Below are 17,925 nucleotides of genomic sequence, written 5' to 3' on the forward strand. Positions count from 1 at the left end.
TAACTGTTTTTCAACAAGTTTCTATCTGCATCACCGCCGATGGATGTGCATTATAGACCATTACATTCCCTTTGCAACCCTTTTTTTAACTCAACACCTCCAACTGAATACTTTTTAAGCTTTTTAGCATTTTATCTATATTATTTGATCAATTTTACATTGATAATAGGTTATCAATTTTGTATTAAAACATATCTCCACCCAACTGCACATTTAAGTATTAGCCTGGCTGGCGGTTAAGGAATTATATGAATTATTCTAATTTAATTTTACTAAGCGTATTATCTGTAGGTGTTTGCACTTCTCTATATGCTCAAGAAAATACTATAAGTGAATCTTCTGATGCTAGCTCACTAGAAGAAACAGCAACGACCCATACGCGCTCACAAATTATTAAAGATTTAAAAAATATTAAAGTTAAAGATTTAAAAGTTAATGCGAATGCGGCACAACCAGATCCTGTAAAAGACCCATTACAGTCATTAAATCGTCCAATTTACTCATTTAACGACATGTTGGACCGAAATTTTTTACGCCCAGTTGCTGTGCAATATAGAGAAAAAACTCCAGAAGATGTACGTGGTTCTTATCGTCAATTCCGTAAAAATCTTGGAGAACCTTGGAATGCTGTTAACCAACTTATTCAAGGCCGCCCTGGTCGTGCGGCAAAAACCCTAGGTCGATTTACAATTAATACGTTAACAACGCTTGGTTTAGCTGATCCTGCCAGCCGTTTAGGTTTACCGACGGAAGAAGAGAATTTTGGTGTAACTCTCGGTTACTATGGTGTTCCTTCTGGCCCATTCCTGATGTTGCCTTTTTTCGGTCCAAGTACCTTACGTGATGGTTTTGGTTTAGCAGTAGATGCCCAAGCACGTCCACAGAAATATGTTATGGATGATCAAGATGGTCTTTATTGGTCAAGTAATATGTTACAAGCGGTTGATACGCGCGCTCAATATCTGGATCTAGATCAGACCTTACAAGGTGATCAATACGCCATGATTCGAGACTTATATCTCCAACGTAAAGCATTCCAAATTGCAGAGAAAAAGGGCGACTCAGCTGATGTATCTTTCATTGATGATGATTCAGAAGACACGCCAGATGACAATCAAAACCCTTAAAAGATGAAATCAAGGTATTGCTTGGATTAAGAGTTCGGCAATACCTTGATTTTGATCATACATACTCTATGATGAATAAAGTGATCATATAAAAGGACTACCATCTCTTCTATGTATTTTATTAAACCGACACGCTCTATCCCTTATTTAGAGCAAGCTTTGGATAAACTGCCAGGCTTACAAGTCATTAACATAGATGATTTAGATTTATATGATCCAACCATCATTGCAATAGCAGATGTACAAGATTTCCTTACATATAAATGGAATTTACCAACGATTGTCATTGCTTTTGAACATGAAGGTAGCGCTTTAGCTCAAGCTTGGGAAGCGGGTGCTCTTGCAGGTTGGGTATGGAATCAACTACCTAATGATTTAAATAAAGCATTATCAAGAATCGATGCTCAATATAAACGCAACCAAGATAGTCGTGATTTACCTTCAGCTGCTGAACTACAAAAAAGACTATTGCCTAATCCAATTGATTTATTAAATTATGAAGTTGAAACTTTCTTTCAGCCTTCAGCTTATCTTTCTGGTGATTGGTATGACTACTGGAAATTAAATGATAAGGAAGTTTTATTCTATCTTGCCGATGTTTCAGGACATGGTGTAACTAGCAGCTTATTAACATCTTGGATGGCAGCTTTCCATGGTCGCTCTAAAACACCAAGACAATTAATAAAAAAATTAAATGGAATGTTGGTTCAAGAAAATATTGAAAAACACATTACAATTGTAGTTGGTATTTTAAACCTTGAAACACATACGCTTCGCTGGTCAAGTGCCGGACACTACCCTCCTCCTATCATTTTTGAACCTAATCAAGCTCCCAAAATTCTAACAACAAGTAGCTTCCCATTAGGCTTGACTGATGAACTCGAAGTTGAAGAGCATGTTTGTACATTAAACCACCAAGCACGCTTCATTGTTTGCTCAGATGGGGCCCTTGAACCTTTTGATGGCGGCTTAAATGATCAGTTCCAACAATTGGTTCATCATTTGCAAAATCAATCATTCCAAGCACCCGATCATGTGGCTGATGACATTGCCATCTTCAGTCTTTGTCGAATGAATTAATTTACGAATCAATTAATTACACAATATACGACTTAAGGACTCTTGAGTCTGTGATGGCACTATGTGATAATTTTTCTATCCTTCTCTGAAAATGGCATTTATATGTCAACAGGTCATGTTGAATATGCAAGTTTAAATGGAACGCATATTTTCAAACTTATTGGTGAAGTGCGAGCCCATTCTTGTATAAGTCTAGACAAACTTTTAAACAGAATTGAACAGCAAGAGAATGTTGTTGGTGCAATCGTTGATTTAACCCAAACAACATTTATTGATAGTACGGTGTTAGGTATCCTGGCTAAGCTAGGTTTAAAGCTTAAACAAACTCATCATATTCAAGCTGTGATGCTATCTACCAATCCAGATATCACAACCTTAGCCAACAGTATGGGGCTAGGGCAGGTTTTTGTCATTTTGAATTACTGTGGCGATCCTAACGTTTGCACATTAACGTTAACTGATGAACAGATCACTCATAATGCAATGCTAAGAACAGTTCTGGATGCACATAAGACATTGATGAAACTCAATGCAAACAACCAGAATATGTTTGAGCCACTTGTGAAGCAGTTACAGAAAGAACAAGATACGCTTGAACAGGTATCAGATAAGCAAAATGCCTGACTTTAATATTAAGCCGGATTAAAATATGACCCTTATTTCTGTTGCTCAAATGAACTCGCAAGATGATATTGAAAATAATTTTCAAGTCATTGAGTCGTTGATTCAACAAAGTAAGGCGCAAAATGCTAGCCTGATTGTTTTCCCTGAAAACTTTGTATGTTTTGCAGCTGGAAAACAACGCGAAACAGCTGAGCAATTTGAGTCTATTCAACAACGGCTTGAGAAACTAGCACATCAATATCAAATCTGGATTGTGGCCGGTACCTTGCCATGCCCATTTCGTCCAGATGGATCTACCATTCAAGATGGTAGAGTCCGGACGGTTAGTCTTTGTATTAGCCCTGAGCGTACAGAAGCACGTTATGACAAGATCCATTTATTTGATGTACAAGTGGGTGATGCTGTCGGTGGTTATCAAGAGTCTCGTTTCTTTGAACCTGGAACAGACGTAGTAGTCACATCTACCCCTTTTGGCAATATTGGCTTAATGGTATGTTATGACTTACGTTTTCCAGAGCTTGCTCTAACTCTGAGACAACAAGGCGCTCATCTTCTTACTGCTCCTGCTGCATTTACTTATACAACTGGACAAATGCACTGGCAGCTTTTGCTACAAGCTCGGGCAATGGATAGCCAATGTTATGTTTTAGGCGCAGCACAACAGGGCTGGCATGGTGAAAAACGACAAACCTGGGGACACTCTGGGGCAACAGATAGTCGTGGCCAAATTTTAAGTATGATTGGATATGAAGGGAGTGGTTTAATCACTGTACCCTTTGATTTAACAGCACAAGAACTCGTCCGCTCTTCAATGCCTCTGATGACTCACCGTAAATTGATTCATTATTAAAAGTTTAATTATTCATGTGGAAATACTTATTTAGCATTTTTTGCTTGGGGGCAAATATTCATTGTTATGCAGAGTTTGGTACAACAAACCATTTTGTTTCGCCTGCTGCACAGCTCAACTCAGATATTCTTCCAGCAACTCCTAAAAATATCCCCTTGCCCGCTTTTGGCCAAAGAATTATTGGCTGGGGTACAGGCGCAGAAGGTGCTAGACAACGTTTAGAAAATATTCAGCCAGCAGATGTTTCTGTGATTAAAAAACAAGGAACAACGCTTGAAATGATTACTGCATGGCAAGATTTTTATGAACAAGAGCAGCAACGCAATGCAAATAATCCTACCGCGAAGTATCGTGCGCGTTTAATGAAAAAGATTGCAGATTTGTGGTGAAACACTTTCACCTAGAATATTTTTATCTTATGGAATAGTTGAAGTAATTATTCCATTTTTTATGTCCCTTAATTTACTTTATTCATAACCTATTCTTATGAACATTTAAGAAACGGAATAGAAAGCGATATACTACAAAAGTAATATCATTTTCTTTTGAGGAATATATGGACCAAGACTGTCAAAACTTAAAGCTTGAGAATCAATTATGTTTCCTCATTTATTCAACAAATTTAGCGCTTAATCAGCTCTACAGAAAACTACTAGCGCCTTTGGGTATCACCTATCCCCAATATTTAGTTATGTTAGTGTTGTGGGAGCAAGATGAAGTAACTGTTTCAGAAATTGGAGCTAAACTTTTTTTAGAATCATCTACTCTCACACCTATCTTGAAAAAGTTAGAAGCTCTGCATTTACTTCGTCGTACCCGTTCAACTCAAGATGAGAGACAAGTGATTATTACACTGAGTGATGAAGGGAAAAAATTAAAAGATCAAGCAATGGATATTCCAGCAGGTGTATTAGAAGCAAGTTCATGTGATATGACAACGCTAATAGGTCTTAAAGACCAACTTACTAAACTTCGTACAAACTTAGTCAAATAAACAGCAATTTTTTCAAAAAATATACTTGTCAAAATAATTAAGTCGTGTACGATATATTTGTATTCAATTTAATTTAGGAATAAAACGATGTCATTAGAAAAAGTTGTTTATCGTGCAAAAGCTAAAGCAACTGGTGGTCGTGATGGCCGTGCGACTTCATCAGACGGCGTATTAGATGTACAACTTGGTGTACCTAAAGAAATGGGTGGCGCTGGTGGTGCTGTAACAAATCCAGAGCAGTTATTTGCAGCTGGTTATTCAGCATGCTTTTTAGGTGCTTTAAAATTCGTTGCAAACCGCGATAAATTTAACATTAGTAAAGATGCTTATGTAGAGGGTGAAGTAGGTATTGGACCAATTCCTACAGGTTTTAGCATCGAAGCGACTTTAAATGTTTACTTAGTGGGTATGGACCGTGAAGAAGCTGAAAAGTTAGTTGCAGCAGCTCATATTGTTTGCCCATATTCAAATGCAACTCGCAACAATATTGATGTAACCTTTAATATTGTGACTAAATAAGTTTTAATATTAAAAAAAATGCCCGAATCAAATCGGGCATTTTTTATCTTACATATTATGCTTCACTTGCCTCATTGGTTACACGAAGCACTTCTTCGAGTGTAGTTTTACCTGTAAGTACTTTGCGCAAACCATCATCACGAATAGAACCTGAATACTCACGAGCATGATTTTCTAATTCATATTCAGCTGCGTTACCATGAATTAGACGGCGCATAGGTTCATCAACTGGTACGATTTCATAAATCGCTGTACGTCCATTAAAACCTAAATGTGAACAATGATCACACCCTTTGGCTTCAGGTAACTGCAGCAACGGTTCATTATTAATATGTTGAAAAACCTGTTTTTCAAAAGTATCAGCTTCACGCCATGTCATACAATGTGGACATAAAGTACGAACTAAGCGTTGAGCAATCACCCCAATTAAAGAGCTTGATAATAAGAAGGGCTCAATTCCCATATCTTTAAGTCGAGTAACCGCACCAATAGCGGTATTGGTATGTAGTGTCGATAAAACCAAATGACCTGTTAAAGATGCTTGAACTGCAATTTCAGCAGTTTCCAGATCACGAATCTCCCCCACCATCACCACATCAGGATCTTGACGTAACATTGCTTTTAAAGCACGAGCAAATGTCATATCCACTTTGGTATTCACTTGGGTTTGCCCAATGCCTTCGAGTTGATATTCGATTGGATCTTCAGCAGTTAAGATATTACGAGTATTGTCATTTAGATCAGACAAGGCTGCGTATAAGGTGGTCGTTTTCCCCGAACCTGTAGGCCCTGTGACCAAAATAATACCATGGGGACGATGCACTAACTGAGTTAAACGCTCATAGTCATTAGCCATTAAACCCAAGTGAGTCATGTTGAGACGGCCCGCTTGTTTATCAAGCAAACGCATAACGACCCTTTCACCATGTGACGATGGCAAAGTTGAAACACGCACATCCACTTCCCGGCCAGCAAGACGTAAAGAAATACGTCCATCTTGTGGTACACGTTTTTCAGCAATATCAAGCTTCGCCATAACTTTAATACGCGAAACTAGTAAAGGCGCCAACTCACGGCGTGGTTGTACAATCTCACGTAATTGTCCATCTACACGTAATCGTACAGATAATTTTTTTTCAAAAGCTTCAATATGAATATCAGAAGCGCCTACTCGAATTGCCTCAGAGAGAAGTGCATTGATCAGACGCACAATAGGCGCGTCATCTTCTTGGTCCATCAAGTCTTCTGTTTCAGGAACCTGATCGGCCAAACTCAATAAATCCGGATGATCTTCTAAACCAGCCGCAACTTGTTGTGACTCCCCTGTATCACCTGCATAACTCGTACTTAAGAGCGTATTAAATTCTTGTTCAGTACATAATTGATAATGAGCTGGCTTACCCAAGATGCGTCTTGCTTCCTGCAATGCAATTTTTTCAGTGTTTTGACGTCTAATAATAAATACCTGATCACCGTCATAACGAAATAAAACACCATGACGCTTGGCAAAACTATATGGAACTTGTATTTGTTTCAATATTTGCATCACAATTTATAATGATGAGTAAGAGGATTTTGAGTGTACTCTAAGCAGATTACAGCGTGAAGTCTGTTTAACAACTCGGTAGAGGAATTTTGCGTCTTGTTTGAAAATAATGAATATCAGCCTCACCCCCAGAATTCTTTAAAATGGTGGGGTGAACAGCACTTTGAAATTAACCAGTCCAAAGCATGGCAATTCGGTTCAATGCTCTTTCGTTTAACACGTGGCATAAAAGAATGGCGCATCGAATATTATCGTCCGTCTCTCCAAGATGATAATGAGCAAGATTGGCACCCAATTGCCGATCCACATTTTGCCTTTCCACATAATGTTCAAGTAGAACGATACATGTTTCGAAAGACCAACCCAGAATTTTTACTGATGCCACGTCTGGCAGATCGTTCTGTGGTCATTAAACCTGTTGATCCTATTTACATTCCAGCAGGTCAACGTGGGACTCTATATATAAGCACACCATTATGGATTGCAGGCTTAGTTGAAAGTCAGCATGAACCTTTGTTTGAGATTCCTGTGATTCAGCCTAAAGATACGTGGTTTGGTCCTAATGCACAGCAAGGTGAAATCTGTTATGCCACTTCCGTGGATGGACGTACTGATTTGAATCTATTAACACCACGTGCTTTCCGTGCTGTTACTCCAATCGACTTTCACAACACAAGTAATCATCAATTACGCTTTGATCGTATGAATGTGCCAGTTACCGCTCTTCCTCTTTTTTATAGTGAAAGTACTGGTCGTTTATGGACCTCTCAAATTAAAGTTTATTATGAAGGCTCTGACCGTCCCGCACGCATTCGTATTGAAAACCGTACGCCACCTCTTGCAGGTGAAGTGACCTATGTTCACCCACCACGTTCACCTGGTGGAGCATTATTCAATATGTTTGATTCATTCTTTTAAGAGGTTTATATGGCTGATTCAAATATTCCAAAAGATATCGCTGATAGCCTCACAAGTATATTTACCAATATCAATACCGAACGTATTAGCGAAATTTTAGTCGCTGTTGTGCTGTGTTTTATTGGATTTGTACTTGCTCGTATTATTTCAAATACATTTATTAGAACCATTGGCTCACGTTTTAATGCTCACCAACGCCTTGTATGGCGCCGTGGTATTTTTTATTTTATTTTCCTACTCTTCATTATGACAAGTTTGAAAGAAGCAGGGTTCAAACTTAGTGTATTCCTCGGTGCAGCAGGTATTTTAACTGTAGCACTCGGTTTTGCATCGCAAACATCTGCCAGCAACTTGATTAGTGGTTTATTTTTGATTGGTGAAGGTTCATTTGAAGTCGGCGATACGATCCAGATTACTCTCATTCGTGGTAATACCATTGAAGGCGAAGTCATTTCAATTGATTTGCTCTCAGTCAAGTTACTTACACTCGACAATGTCTATATTCGTTTGCCGAATGAACAACTTATTCGTGCGCCTGTACACAACTTATCTAAATATCCTATACGGCGTATTCCAATTACACTCGCAATCAACTTTCACGAAGATATTATTAAAGTACGTGAAGTTCTACTCGATGTGGCAGCCCATTATCCACTCGTATTGGATGATCCAAAACCCGCAGTTACGGTTACCGCATTCAGGGAATCATCGATTGAACTTTTATTTGCAATGTGGTGTCGACAAGAAAACTCTTTAAAAGTTCGGGATGAGATGCAAGAACGAATTCGAAATGGATTTTTAGACAATCAGATCGAAATTCCTGTTCCTAAAATGGGACTAATTGATCGACCATCTACTGGTTTTGCTGAAGAAGATGATATCGATCAATACAGTAATCAAAAAGAATTAAAACGAGAGCCTAAAGCTTAGGCTCTTGATTCTTCTGTACAGAAGACGGTGGTAATGGCGCAAGATAAGCAATAATCAACATTACCCCACCCGCGCCAATAAATGAGATGACCCGAGTTAATGTCGCACTTTGCGAGAGATCAAGCAGAATCAGCTTTAATACCACGATTCCTAAAAGTGCAGCACCTACAAACCATAATTGACGAATCATTTTTCGGCTAGAGAATGTAGTTAAAATGAATGCCAAGATTACCCAAAGCAATGTCAAACTTAACTGCACTTCACCATTCGTCCAAATTGCTAAGCTCCATAGTGGTGTTCCCCAGTAATGATGTAAGCCCCTAACGACCACACTACTGAATACCAACAACCCAGCTAAAATTGTTGTAATTTTAAAAGTCCACTCCAGTGATTTATCTTGATCAAAAGCATGTTGATAAATAATAAAGAGCAGACCTGCAAATACTACAATAGAAAGAAAATCAGTTAAGTTAAATAAAGGAACTAAATAAAGATACTCAGCAGAGTGGCGATCAATGCTCACAACTAGCAACCAAATTAAGCTTAAACACCAAACCGGAATTTGATGTAACAATGTAGTTTTTTGAGCCTTATACGCCCAAAGCGAATAAACCACAGGAACAAACGCCAGAGCAACAACTGGCATTTGTGGAAAGATCGCCAAACCAACTACTGCTAACGCCAACCAGCTTAAACCAGCCCAGACGTTTAAGTATCCAGACTGACTCGACCGCGGTTGAGCCATAATAAATAAGGCACTTAGAATAATGGTAGCGACTAGGAAAGTAGCTTGTTGTAATGAGTCTACCCATTTGAATAAAGTAAACACTTGACTCGCAAACGCATCACCCAAAACTAACAACAGTAACAGGCTAATTAAAATTAACTGCAAACTTTGCCATTGCACACGAAGTTTATAGTGAACAACTGCACTAAATATTGCTATTAGAACTACGGCGAACATCAAATATGGACTCAAAGCATGATGATGCCATGCCATTATTTCTACACCAGCTACAGCACCCGCATACATTCCTAAACACAAGAAAATGCCACTAAACATGCTTGCACTAAAATAGCGTTGCTCTTTACTGTTGTATTGTAATAAATAAAAGGCAGAAATAAATTGAGCAATTGCATAGATGCTTGTGCTTAGGGTTGGGAACTCTTCATTTGCCCACACCTGATAAAATAGCGCAATAGAGCTGAGTAAAACTAAAACTACACCAATATATCGGCTTAAACGGTAGCGCTCAGTTACACCCCAAACAATTAAAGCCGTACCTTGAGCTACCCAACCAATTGCTGTCCAATGTGCTCCTTTTGCAAGCGGGAAAATTAAGGCAAAAAACGCAACCGCGAGAATGAAAAAGCTTTTTGCAAGGACCGAAAGCTGAGGATGAGTTTTCTTAATCCAGAAAGTTAATACTGCATAGGTGCTCGCCAAAACAGCTGCACCGATAGTCAATGCTTGTGTAGACTCATGTACCAAGTAAGCATGGAGGGTAAAGCCCAGTACTGGCACACTAAAAATAAGACCAACATCTAAGAGTGGTGGTAAACGAATCCTTTCGCGTTTTTCATGTGCTGATGCCCGAGATATATTTTGGCTATAACGAACACTTAACCAAATAAACAGCGCGATATGGCACCACAAAATCCAGTCTAATGTATTAAATTTTGCGGGTTCTGCATAAAATGCAATTGCACTACCACCTATAAACATTGTGGCAAAGAAAGCAATTTGATTTAAGATTTTCCAAGGCTGAATAAAATTAACCGCAGCAACTGCTAAGTTAATTACTAAGTAATAGCTAAATAGGAAGGTTACATCAGGGCGATATTGTGGAATAACTAAAGGAGCCGCATAAGCCATACCAAGTGCTAATATTGCCAAATAAATAGCTTGTTGTTTTAAGCTCAGGAATACCGTAATAGCTAATAAAATCGTAAACAGAATACTCGCTGTAGTTAGGTTGGCAATTACACCAAAATGATGTGAGAACACAAGTGTCAGGAATACAACAGCCAGCCCGACACCTTGCAATGCCACAGCAAAAAGCTGATTTTTCTTTTGCAATGTATACCCCAATGCCGTTAACACACCTCCAGCAATGGCAATAAAGCCAAGTTTGACACCCAAACTAAGTTGCCAATGCTCGCTTGCAAAACGCAATAGCAACACCACCCCAACCATAAGCACAGCAACAGCAACTCTTAAGATTGGATTGCCATGAATCATCCAATCCACGGCTGGTTGCCACCATGCGGTTTGTACATCGGCTGGTTGTTCTGTTTGATTTAAAGGTGCCGTTCCAGCTGGGACTAGCGTATCCGTATTATTGGAACTAACTTGTTCTATTACAGGATTTATAACTTCTGTTTGTATGGTCTCATCTACATGAACAGTTTGTTTTGCTGACTCGAGGTATAATAGTCGAGTATGAAATGCACTGATGGTTTGAATCAAACATAGTAATAAAACCAGTAAAGCCCCACCAGCAATCCACATCCAATGATTTATATAAGCAACTAATGCAACCAAGGCTGCTGCATAAATCACTGTTCTTTGCATGTGAATAGAATAAAGTGGCGTTTTCTGCTGAGAAAACTGCTGTTCTAAATGAGTTAAACGCTCATGTAGATTTGACAGTAATTGAACTAGAATGACAGTAAGTGCAATAGATAAAGCAACAACGGCACTCTGAAATTTAAAACCAATTGAAATGGCTAAAAACAAAGTCAAAGCGATCAAAACAATGATCATTCCCTGTTTGTCTTTTTTATACATGGGCTTAGCAATATGACATCTTCATTACAGGTCATCTTACTTCAAGCCAATACAAGCGTATATTTATACATACAAAATACTGCAAAAATCATAAACCTGCATTCATAGCCGTTTTCACGTAAAATACCCGTAATTCAGATTAAGGAATTGTTCAATGCCACCATTTGTCTTGGTTGATGGGTCCTATTTTTTATTTCGTGCATATCATGCATTACCACCATTGACGACCTCTACAGGGTTACATACCAATGCAATACGTGGGGCAATTTCTGCCATTCAAAAATTAATGCGCCGTATGCAGCCAACACACATGGCCGTCATTTTTGATACGCCTGAGCCAACTTTCCGCCACAAGCTTTCACCTATTTATAAAGGTGATCGCCCGACCATGCCGGAAGAGTTATCTCAACAGATTCCATATTTGCATGCATTGATTAAAGCTCAGGGGATTCCTTTATATAGTCTTCCGGGTGCAGAGGCAGATGACATTATCGGTACGCTCGCTAAACGTGCCGTACTCGAAGGCCATCATGTACTTATCTCAACCGGCGATAAAGACATGGCTCAGCTCGTCAATGATCATGTAAAACTTGAAGATAGCTTTAAAGATCGTGTAATGGATACCGATGGGGTATTTGAAAAATTTGGTGTTTGGCCAAATCAAATTATCGATTACTTAACCCTTATGGGCGATGCGTCTGATGGCATCATGGGTGTACCTGGCGTAGGTGCAAAAACAGCAGCTAAGTTACTAACTGAATATGGCACTTTAGACAATATTATTGCCAATGCAGACCAACTTAAAGGCAAACTTAGCCAAAATATTAAAGATAACTTAGACAATATTAAGCTTGATCACCAGTTAGCTAGCATTGTCTGTGATCTTCCTTTAGAACTCGATTGGCATGAGTTAAAGCTTACTGATCCAAATGTTGAGGCTCTACGTAATCTTTATACTGAGCTTGAGTTTAGAAACCAATTACAGTCGCTTGATCATCCAAACAATCCAAATAGCTCAAGCTATAAACAACAAGCTTCACAAACTGTTGTACAAAATGAAGTTAAACCTGCTGAATCTATAGAAACTGAAGATCAAGCAAGCTTAACTAGTCAAGATGACCAGCTTGGAACTGCAAATTATCACACTGTTTTAACCCAAGAAGCATGGGATCAGCTCTTGCAACGCATGCAAAATGCCGATCATTTTGCTATTGATACAGAAACTACAAGCCTTGATTACCGTATTGCCGAGATGGTTGGTTTTTCAATCGCATTTGATGCGAAAGATGCCTACTATGTTCCATTAGCGCATAATTATGAAAATGCGCCGCAGCAACTAGATCGTGATCAAATTCTGGCTCAAATTAAGCCTGTGCTAGAAAATGAAGATGTTAAAAAAATTGGGCATCACCTTAAATATGATGCCCATATCTTTGCTAATCATGGCATAGAACTTAAAGGCTGGTATTTCGATAGCATGCTTGCATCTTATGTATTGAATGCAGCAGCCACTCGTCACGGCATGGACGATGTAGCTCGTGTCTACTTAAGCCACTTAACCACCACTTTTGAACAAATTGCTGGTAAGGGTGCTAAACAAAAGACTTTCAATCAAATTGAGATTGAGGTTGCTGCTCACTATGCTGCAGAAGATGCACATGTGACCTATCGTTTGTATGAAGTGCTTTCAAACAAACTTAAGCCATTTCCTGAGCTAGAAAATATTTTATATAACATCGAAATGCCAGTTGCCCGTATTTTATCGGGTATGGAAGAAGATGGTATTCGTCTAGATCACGCATTCTTAGATAAATTAAGTGTTGAATTTGCAAAGACAATGGAAGGGCTTGAAAATCAAGCGATGGAAATTGCAGATGAAAATTTTAATATTGCATCTCCTAAACAAGTAGGCGAAATACTATTTGATAAATTAGGAATCAAAGGTGGTAAAAAAACTGCAACTGGACAATACAGCACTAGTGAAAGTGTTTTAGAAAAAATTGAACATCCTTTAGCGGAAATTATTCTAGAGCATCGCGGTTTAGCAAAGCTAAAAAGTACCTATACAGATCGTCTAGTTGAGCAATCTCATAATGACACACATCGTGTACACACGAGTTATCACCAAGCGCTCACAGCAACAGGTCGCCTCTCCTCTTCTGATCCTAATTTACAAAATATTCCAATTCGTAGACAAATTGGACGTCAAATTCGTAAAGCATTCATTGCGCCAGAAGGCCGAGTACTATTGGCTGCCGATTACTCGCAAATTGAATTACGTTTAATGGCTCATTTTTCTCAAGATGATGCTTTAGTACATGCGTTCCAGCACGGACAAGATGTTCACCGCCGTACTGCTGCAGAAGTATTAGGCATTGCAATTGAAGATGTGACCAATGATCAACGTCGTCAAGCGAAGGCAGTAAACTTTGGTCTACTGTATGGTATGTCTGAGTTTGGTTTGATTCGTCAGTTAGGTTTCACGCGCCAAGAGTCACAGAACTATATCAAACAATACTTCCAGCGCTATCCTGGCATTTACGAATACATGCAACGTACCCGCCAAGTAGCATCGGAACAAGGCTTTGTTGAAACTATTTTAGGCCGTCGTCTTTATACACCAGATATTGATGCACGAAATGTAATGGTGCGTAAGGCTGCCGAACGTGCTGCAATTAATGCGCCGTTACAAGGTAGTGCAGCTGATATTATTAAACTTGCGATGATTGAAGTCGATAAAATCTTACCAAAAGATCAAGCCAAGTTACTTCTTCAAGTACACGATGAATTAGTATTTGAAGCAGATCAAAATATTGCCGAAGAGCTCTCTAAGCAAATCGCGACTGTCATGGAATCTGTAGTAAAAATTTCTGTGCCTTTAGTTGTTGAAGTTGGGCAAGGGCAAAACTGGGATGATGCCCATTAATTAGTAGAAATAAAAAAGGGCTGTATTAACAGCCCTTTTTTATTGCGTTAACTTAAAGTCCTGTTAAAAGAACTTTTGCAACTTCATTCATTAAGATCTCGGCAATATAAAGCGCTAAAAAGGCCAAAATTGGAGATAAGTCAATCATTCCCATATTAGGCAACAAACGACGGAATGGCGCGAGTAATGGTTCAGCTAAATCTTGAATCACTTCAATATAAGGTGAACGAGATTGAGTGAACATAACCACCCAACTCAAAATAATTGTCGCGAAAATTAAATAACGGCAGAAACGAATTAGGTCCTGAATCATCGTCACAAATGTCAGAATTACTAAGTGAACTGGGCTATTTGGCATAGAACCGGAAAGATACATCACGCCAAAAATTTTCAGCAAATATAAAATAATTAAAAGAACCAACGCAGCCAAATTAAATCGGCCTTTTGCGACCGTCGGAAAAATTCGGCCAAAAATATCAACAATTTTAGTCGCCTTTACGGTCGATAAAACCACAGGATTATAAGGACTTACTGCCGCCAATTGCATTAAAAAACGGAAAAATACCAATAAAATCGCGACATTAATTAAAATTCCAAAAATTAGCGCAGAATTTGCACCCATAGTTGTCTTATCCTATTTAAGCTATTTCGCACTGTCACTCAATTCTTGAGCCAATTCTTGACTACGCTTCTGTGCAGCAGCCAATGCAGATTGAATATTTTGGGAGATTTGTGCACGGTCAAAAACTTCAAGTGCAGCTTGAGTTGTGCCATTTGGCGATGTCACATTCTTACGAAGTTCAGAAGGAGTATTTGAACTCGTAATTGCCATTTGAGCTGCACCTAATGCCGTTTGAAGAGTCAACGCAGTTGCAACTTTTTCATCAAGTCCTAAATTTTTACCCGCACGGATCATACTTTCCATGAGATAGAAGAAATATGCAGGACCTGAGCCAGAAACCGCTGTTACCGCATCAATTTGAGCTTCGGAGTTTACCCAAATTGTTAAGCCTGTGGCTGCTAAAATCTGACTTGTTAATTCACGATCCGAAGTACCTACTACATCATTTGCATAGATACCATGCGCACCCGTCTGAACTAAAGCTGGCGTATTTGGCATAACTCGAACAATTCGATTGCTATCAATTAAGTTTGATATCGTTTGGATTTCAGCACCAGCAATAATTGAAATAACCAATTTATCTGATAACAGTCCTTTTAAAGGACGTAAAACAGTCGCCAAAACTTGTGGTTTTACTGCTAGTACAACGACATCAGCATTTTTAATTGCAGCTACATTATCCTGTGTCACATGGACTTCTTTTTCTTGCAATAATTGACGTATTTGCTCAACAGGATCTGAAACGGTAATACGTGTTGGTGGTAAACCTCTTGAAATGAGCCCACCAATCAAAGCTTGGGCCATATTACCACCACCAATAAAACAGATATTACTATTTACTGCACTTGTCATAACCATCTTCGCCATTTACCAGATTACAAGAATAAGAAATTAAATCTGGTTGCCATCCTCCTTGCTCACAATACGGAGACTGAGCCAACCAAAATCCTTTCGGTGTAAAAACCCCAAGCATAACATTATCTATGACTAATATTTGAATTGTATGACGAAGCCAAGGCAAAATATGTGCTTCTTGAATTGCTTTTTTTAAAGGCCATTGCCCAACACGACCATATAAATGGACCTTTTCACCGCCTTGGCGTCGAATTATTTTTAATTTTTTATTTAATAGAGATGCAGCCAAACCCATATTTTTTTGAGTAATTTGAAAATTTCCTGAAGCGCAATCTACTATTTCCCCTAGTTGAAAATAATGTTCTGTCTCGGTTTCAACTGGGTTTAATTTTTCAGCAAGAAAAACTTGTCGACTCAATCTATAAAGATGGTGTTGATAACGGACATAGTAAAACTGGTTCCAGTGTAATGCCGCTTGTGCATCAGACTTTGAATCAATTACTTCATTTTTTAACCGCTCAACCATTTCAAATGCAGGTCGATATTGCCCATCACCTTTCATCCAAACCGAAAGCAATTGACGCTGTCGAGCAGAAGATAGTTTTAATAGGTGAGTTAAATCCAAACATTCATCCGCACCACAATTTTGCAAATCAACTTTTAAAACTTCTTCTAAAATTTCAGAAGCATCTTGCATCAAGTAACTAGTACGACTAAGTGCTTGCTGCATTTTTGGAAATCGGTTTTGTAAGAAGGGCCAAAGCTCTTCACGCGACCATGCCCGATCATAATGGATATCGTAATTTGTAGGATCATCTACATACTCAATTTCAAGTTGAGTAGTCCACTCGGCAATCTGCTCACGGGTTAAATCCAAAAAAGGGCGCCAAATTGTCATATCAACACGATGATCAATAGACTGCATAGCAGCAAGCCCATCAACACCTGCACCCGACAATAAACGCAATATTACCGTTTCAGCCTGATCTTGCTGATGATGAGCGAGCACTAAAATTTCATTGGCTTGCAAATGTTGTAGATAAGCTTGGTAACGCGCCTGACGTGCTTGAGCTTCCAAATTACCGTTAGTAACTTGAACTTTTTGAATGATATAAGGAATATTTAAACGAGTCGCTTGTTTAGCAACGAGTTTCCCCCATCCCGCACTTTTTGATTGCAGTTGATGATCTATGTAAATTACTCGGATCTTTTGAGGGAAAATTTGAGACATCAAATGTAGTAGCAGCATTGAATCCATGCCGCCACTACATCCAATAAGAAAAGTACTATTTTCTGAAAACTCTTGAGCCTGTTTTAAGACGCGATGCCTAAATTTTCGCTGCCAAACTTCATTAAACGTTGATAACGTGCTTCGCATCGTTCATTTGCATCCATTGGTAGCAACTCATCCAAAGCTTGCTTCAAAACTACTTTTAGGTTTTGCATGACTTGCTCAGGGTCTAAATGAGCCCCTTCGCCTTCATCTACTACATATTCAACAATACCTAGAGATTGTAATTTATCTGCTGTCAAACCTAAAGCTTCACTTGCTTGAGCCGCTTTTTCAGCAGTTTTCCACAAAATAGATGCACAGCCTTCTGGTGAAATCACAGAATAAATACTATGCGACAACATAATTACTCGGTCAGCAACACCAATACCTAAAGCACCACCAGAACCGCCTTCACCGAGTACTGTTGCAACAACAGGAACTTTCAAACTTGAAAGTTGAGCAAGGCTAGTTGCAATTGCTTCAGCTTGTCCACGCTCTTCAGCACCAACACCTGGATAAGCACCCATAGTATCAATAAATGTGAAGACCGGAAGGTTAAAGCGCTCAGCCATATCTAATAGGCGTTGAGATTTACGGTAACCTTCTGGGTTAGCCATACCGAAGTTGTGCTTTAATTTTTCACGGGTACTACGACCACGGTGTTGGCCAATAACCATTACAGGCTGACCATCAAAACGAGCAAGACCACCTACCATCGCACCATCGTCACCAAACAAACGATCACCATGCAAGGCATCAAACTCTGTAAAGATTTCACCGACATAATCTAGAAACTGCGGACGATCAGGATGACGTGCAATTTGAACCGTTGTCCACGCTTTGGACTGAGTAGCTTTTTTCATAGGTCGA

The 17,925-nt window shown here is 39.0% G+C and carries 16 protein-coding genes; 10 read left to right on the forward strand and 6 right to left on the reverse strand.

The window, feature by feature from the left end:
* Positions 1-248: 248 nt before the first annotated feature.
* From KTJ10_RS07935 to KTJ10_RS07965, 7 genes are all read left to right on the forward strand, one after another.
* Complete coding sequence (locus tag KTJ10_RS07935) at positions 249-1,127, forward strand: VacJ family lipoprotein (protein WP_214287833.1); 879 nt, start codon at positions 249-251, stop codon at positions 1,125-1,127.
* A gap of 111 nt (positions 1,128-1,238) precedes the next feature.
* Positions 1,239-2,207, forward strand: a complete 969-nt coding sequence (gene gigA, locus KTJ10_RS07940) for an RsbU family protein phosphatase GigA (protein ID WP_199113601.1) — start codon at positions 1,239-1,241, stop codon at positions 2,205-2,207.
* Between the two features lie 102 nt (positions 2,208-2,309).
* On the forward strand, positions 2,310-2,831 hold the full coding sequence (gene gigB, locus KTJ10_RS07945) for an anti-anti-sigma factor GigB (RefSeq protein WP_002117273.1): 522 nt from the start codon (positions 2,310-2,312) through the stop codon (positions 2,829-2,831).
* A 25-nt stretch (positions 2,832-2,856) separates the two neighbouring features.
* Entirely contained in the window at positions 2,857-3,681 is an 825-nt protein-coding gene (locus KTJ10_RS07950) for a carbon-nitrogen hydrolase family protein (RefSeq protein WP_032005320.1), read from the forward strand.
* A gap of 14 nt (positions 3,682-3,695) precedes the next feature.
* The gene (locus tag KTJ10_RS07955) at positions 3,696-4,070 is read left to right on the forward strand and encodes a DUF4951 domain-containing protein (RefSeq protein ID WP_005804300.1); all 375 of its coding nucleotides are present in this window, start codon (positions 3,696-3,698) and stop codon (positions 4,068-4,070) included.
* A 167-nt stretch (positions 4,071-4,237) separates the two neighbouring features.
* The gene (locus KTJ10_RS07960) at positions 4,238-4,675 is read left to right on the forward strand and encodes a MarR family winged helix-turn-helix transcriptional regulator (protein WP_086264990.1); all 438 of its coding nucleotides are present in this window, start codon (positions 4,238-4,240) and stop codon (positions 4,673-4,675) included.
* Positions 4,676-4,762: 87 nt separating this feature from the next.
* Complete coding sequence (locus tag KTJ10_RS07965; RefSeq protein ID WP_262441754.1) at positions 4,763-5,194, forward strand: organic hydroperoxide resistance protein; 432 nt, start codon at positions 4,763-4,765, stop codon at positions 5,192-5,194.
* Positions 5,195-5,249: 55 nt separating this feature from the next.
* Here the strand turns inward: KTJ10_RS07965 and gspE are convergent, their stop codons facing one another.
* Positions 5,250-6,740, reverse strand: a complete 1,491-nt coding sequence (gene gspE, locus KTJ10_RS07970; RefSeq protein ID WP_005066314.1) for a type II secretion system ATPase GspE — start codon at positions 6,738-6,740, stop codon at positions 5,250-5,252.
* A gap of 96 nt (positions 6,741-6,836) precedes the next feature.
* On the opposite strand from gspE, the gene KTJ10_RS07975 reads away from it, so the two are divergent.
* Positions 6,837-7,658: a hypothetical protein gene (locus KTJ10_RS07975; protein ID WP_086264989.1), complete on the forward strand. Its 822-nt coding sequence runs from the start codon at positions 6,837-6,839 to the stop codon at positions 7,656-7,658.
* A 9-nt stretch (positions 7,659-7,667) separates the two neighbouring features.
* A complete protein-coding gene (locus KTJ10_RS07980; protein WP_262441755.1) occupies positions 7,668-8,588 on the forward strand; it encodes a mechanosensitive ion channel family protein in 921 nt (306 codons plus the stop codon).
* Here the strand turns inward: KTJ10_RS07980 and KTJ10_RS07985 are convergent.
* On the reverse strand, positions 8,578-11,379 hold the full coding sequence (locus KTJ10_RS07985; protein ID WP_262441756.1) for a DUF2339 domain-containing protein: 2,802 nt from the start codon (positions 11,377-11,379) through the stop codon (positions 8,578-8,580). The two genes, KTJ10_RS07980 and KTJ10_RS07985, sit on opposite strands and share 11 nt — an antisense overlap.
* 154 nt (positions 11,380-11,533) lie before the next feature.
* On the opposite strand from KTJ10_RS07985, the gene polA reads away from it, so the two are divergent.
* Positions 11,534-14,305, forward strand: a complete 2,772-nt coding sequence (polA, locus tag KTJ10_RS07990; RefSeq protein ID WP_262441757.1) for a DNA polymerase I — start codon at positions 11,534-11,536, stop codon at positions 14,303-14,305.
* A 52-nt stretch (positions 14,306-14,357) separates the two neighbouring features.
* On the opposite strand, the gene KTJ10_RS07995 is transcribed toward polA, so the two are convergent.
* The 4 genes from KTJ10_RS07995 to KTJ10_RS08010 are packed head-to-tail and all read right to left on the reverse strand — an operon-like array spanning position 14,358 to position 17,918.
* Positions 14,358-14,927, reverse strand: a complete 570-nt coding sequence (locus tag KTJ10_RS07995; RefSeq protein ID WP_000501183.1) for a YggT family protein — start codon at positions 14,925-14,927, stop codon at positions 14,358-14,360.
* 21 nt (positions 14,928-14,948) lie between these two features.
* On the reverse strand, positions 14,949-15,785 hold the full coding sequence (gene proC, locus KTJ10_RS08000) for a pyrroline-5-carboxylate reductase (protein WP_005804294.1): 837 nt from the start codon (positions 15,783-15,785) through the stop codon (positions 14,949-14,951).
* Positions 15,760-17,160: a tRNA lysidine(34) synthetase TilS gene (tilS, locus tag KTJ10_RS08005; RefSeq protein ID WP_262441759.1), complete on the reverse strand. Its 1,401-nt coding sequence runs from the start codon at positions 17,158-17,160 to the stop codon at positions 15,760-15,762. Before tilS ends, proC begins: the two co-directional genes overlap by 26 nt.
* The gene (locus KTJ10_RS08010; protein ID WP_005066304.1) at positions 17,097-17,918 is read right to left on the reverse strand and encodes an acetyl-CoA carboxylase carboxyltransferase subunit alpha; all 822 of its coding nucleotides are present in this window, start codon (positions 17,916-17,918) and stop codon (positions 17,097-17,099) included. The genes tilS and KTJ10_RS08010 overlap by 64 nt, the downstream gene beginning before the upstream one ends.
* Between the last annotated feature and the right edge of the window lie 7 nt (positions 17,919-17,925).

The sequence above is a fragment of the Acinetobacter sp. WU_MDCI_Abxc222 genome, assembly GCF_025514755.1.
Lineage (GTDB): Bacteria > Pseudomonadota > Gammaproteobacteria > Pseudomonadales > Moraxellaceae > Acinetobacter > Acinetobacter geminorum.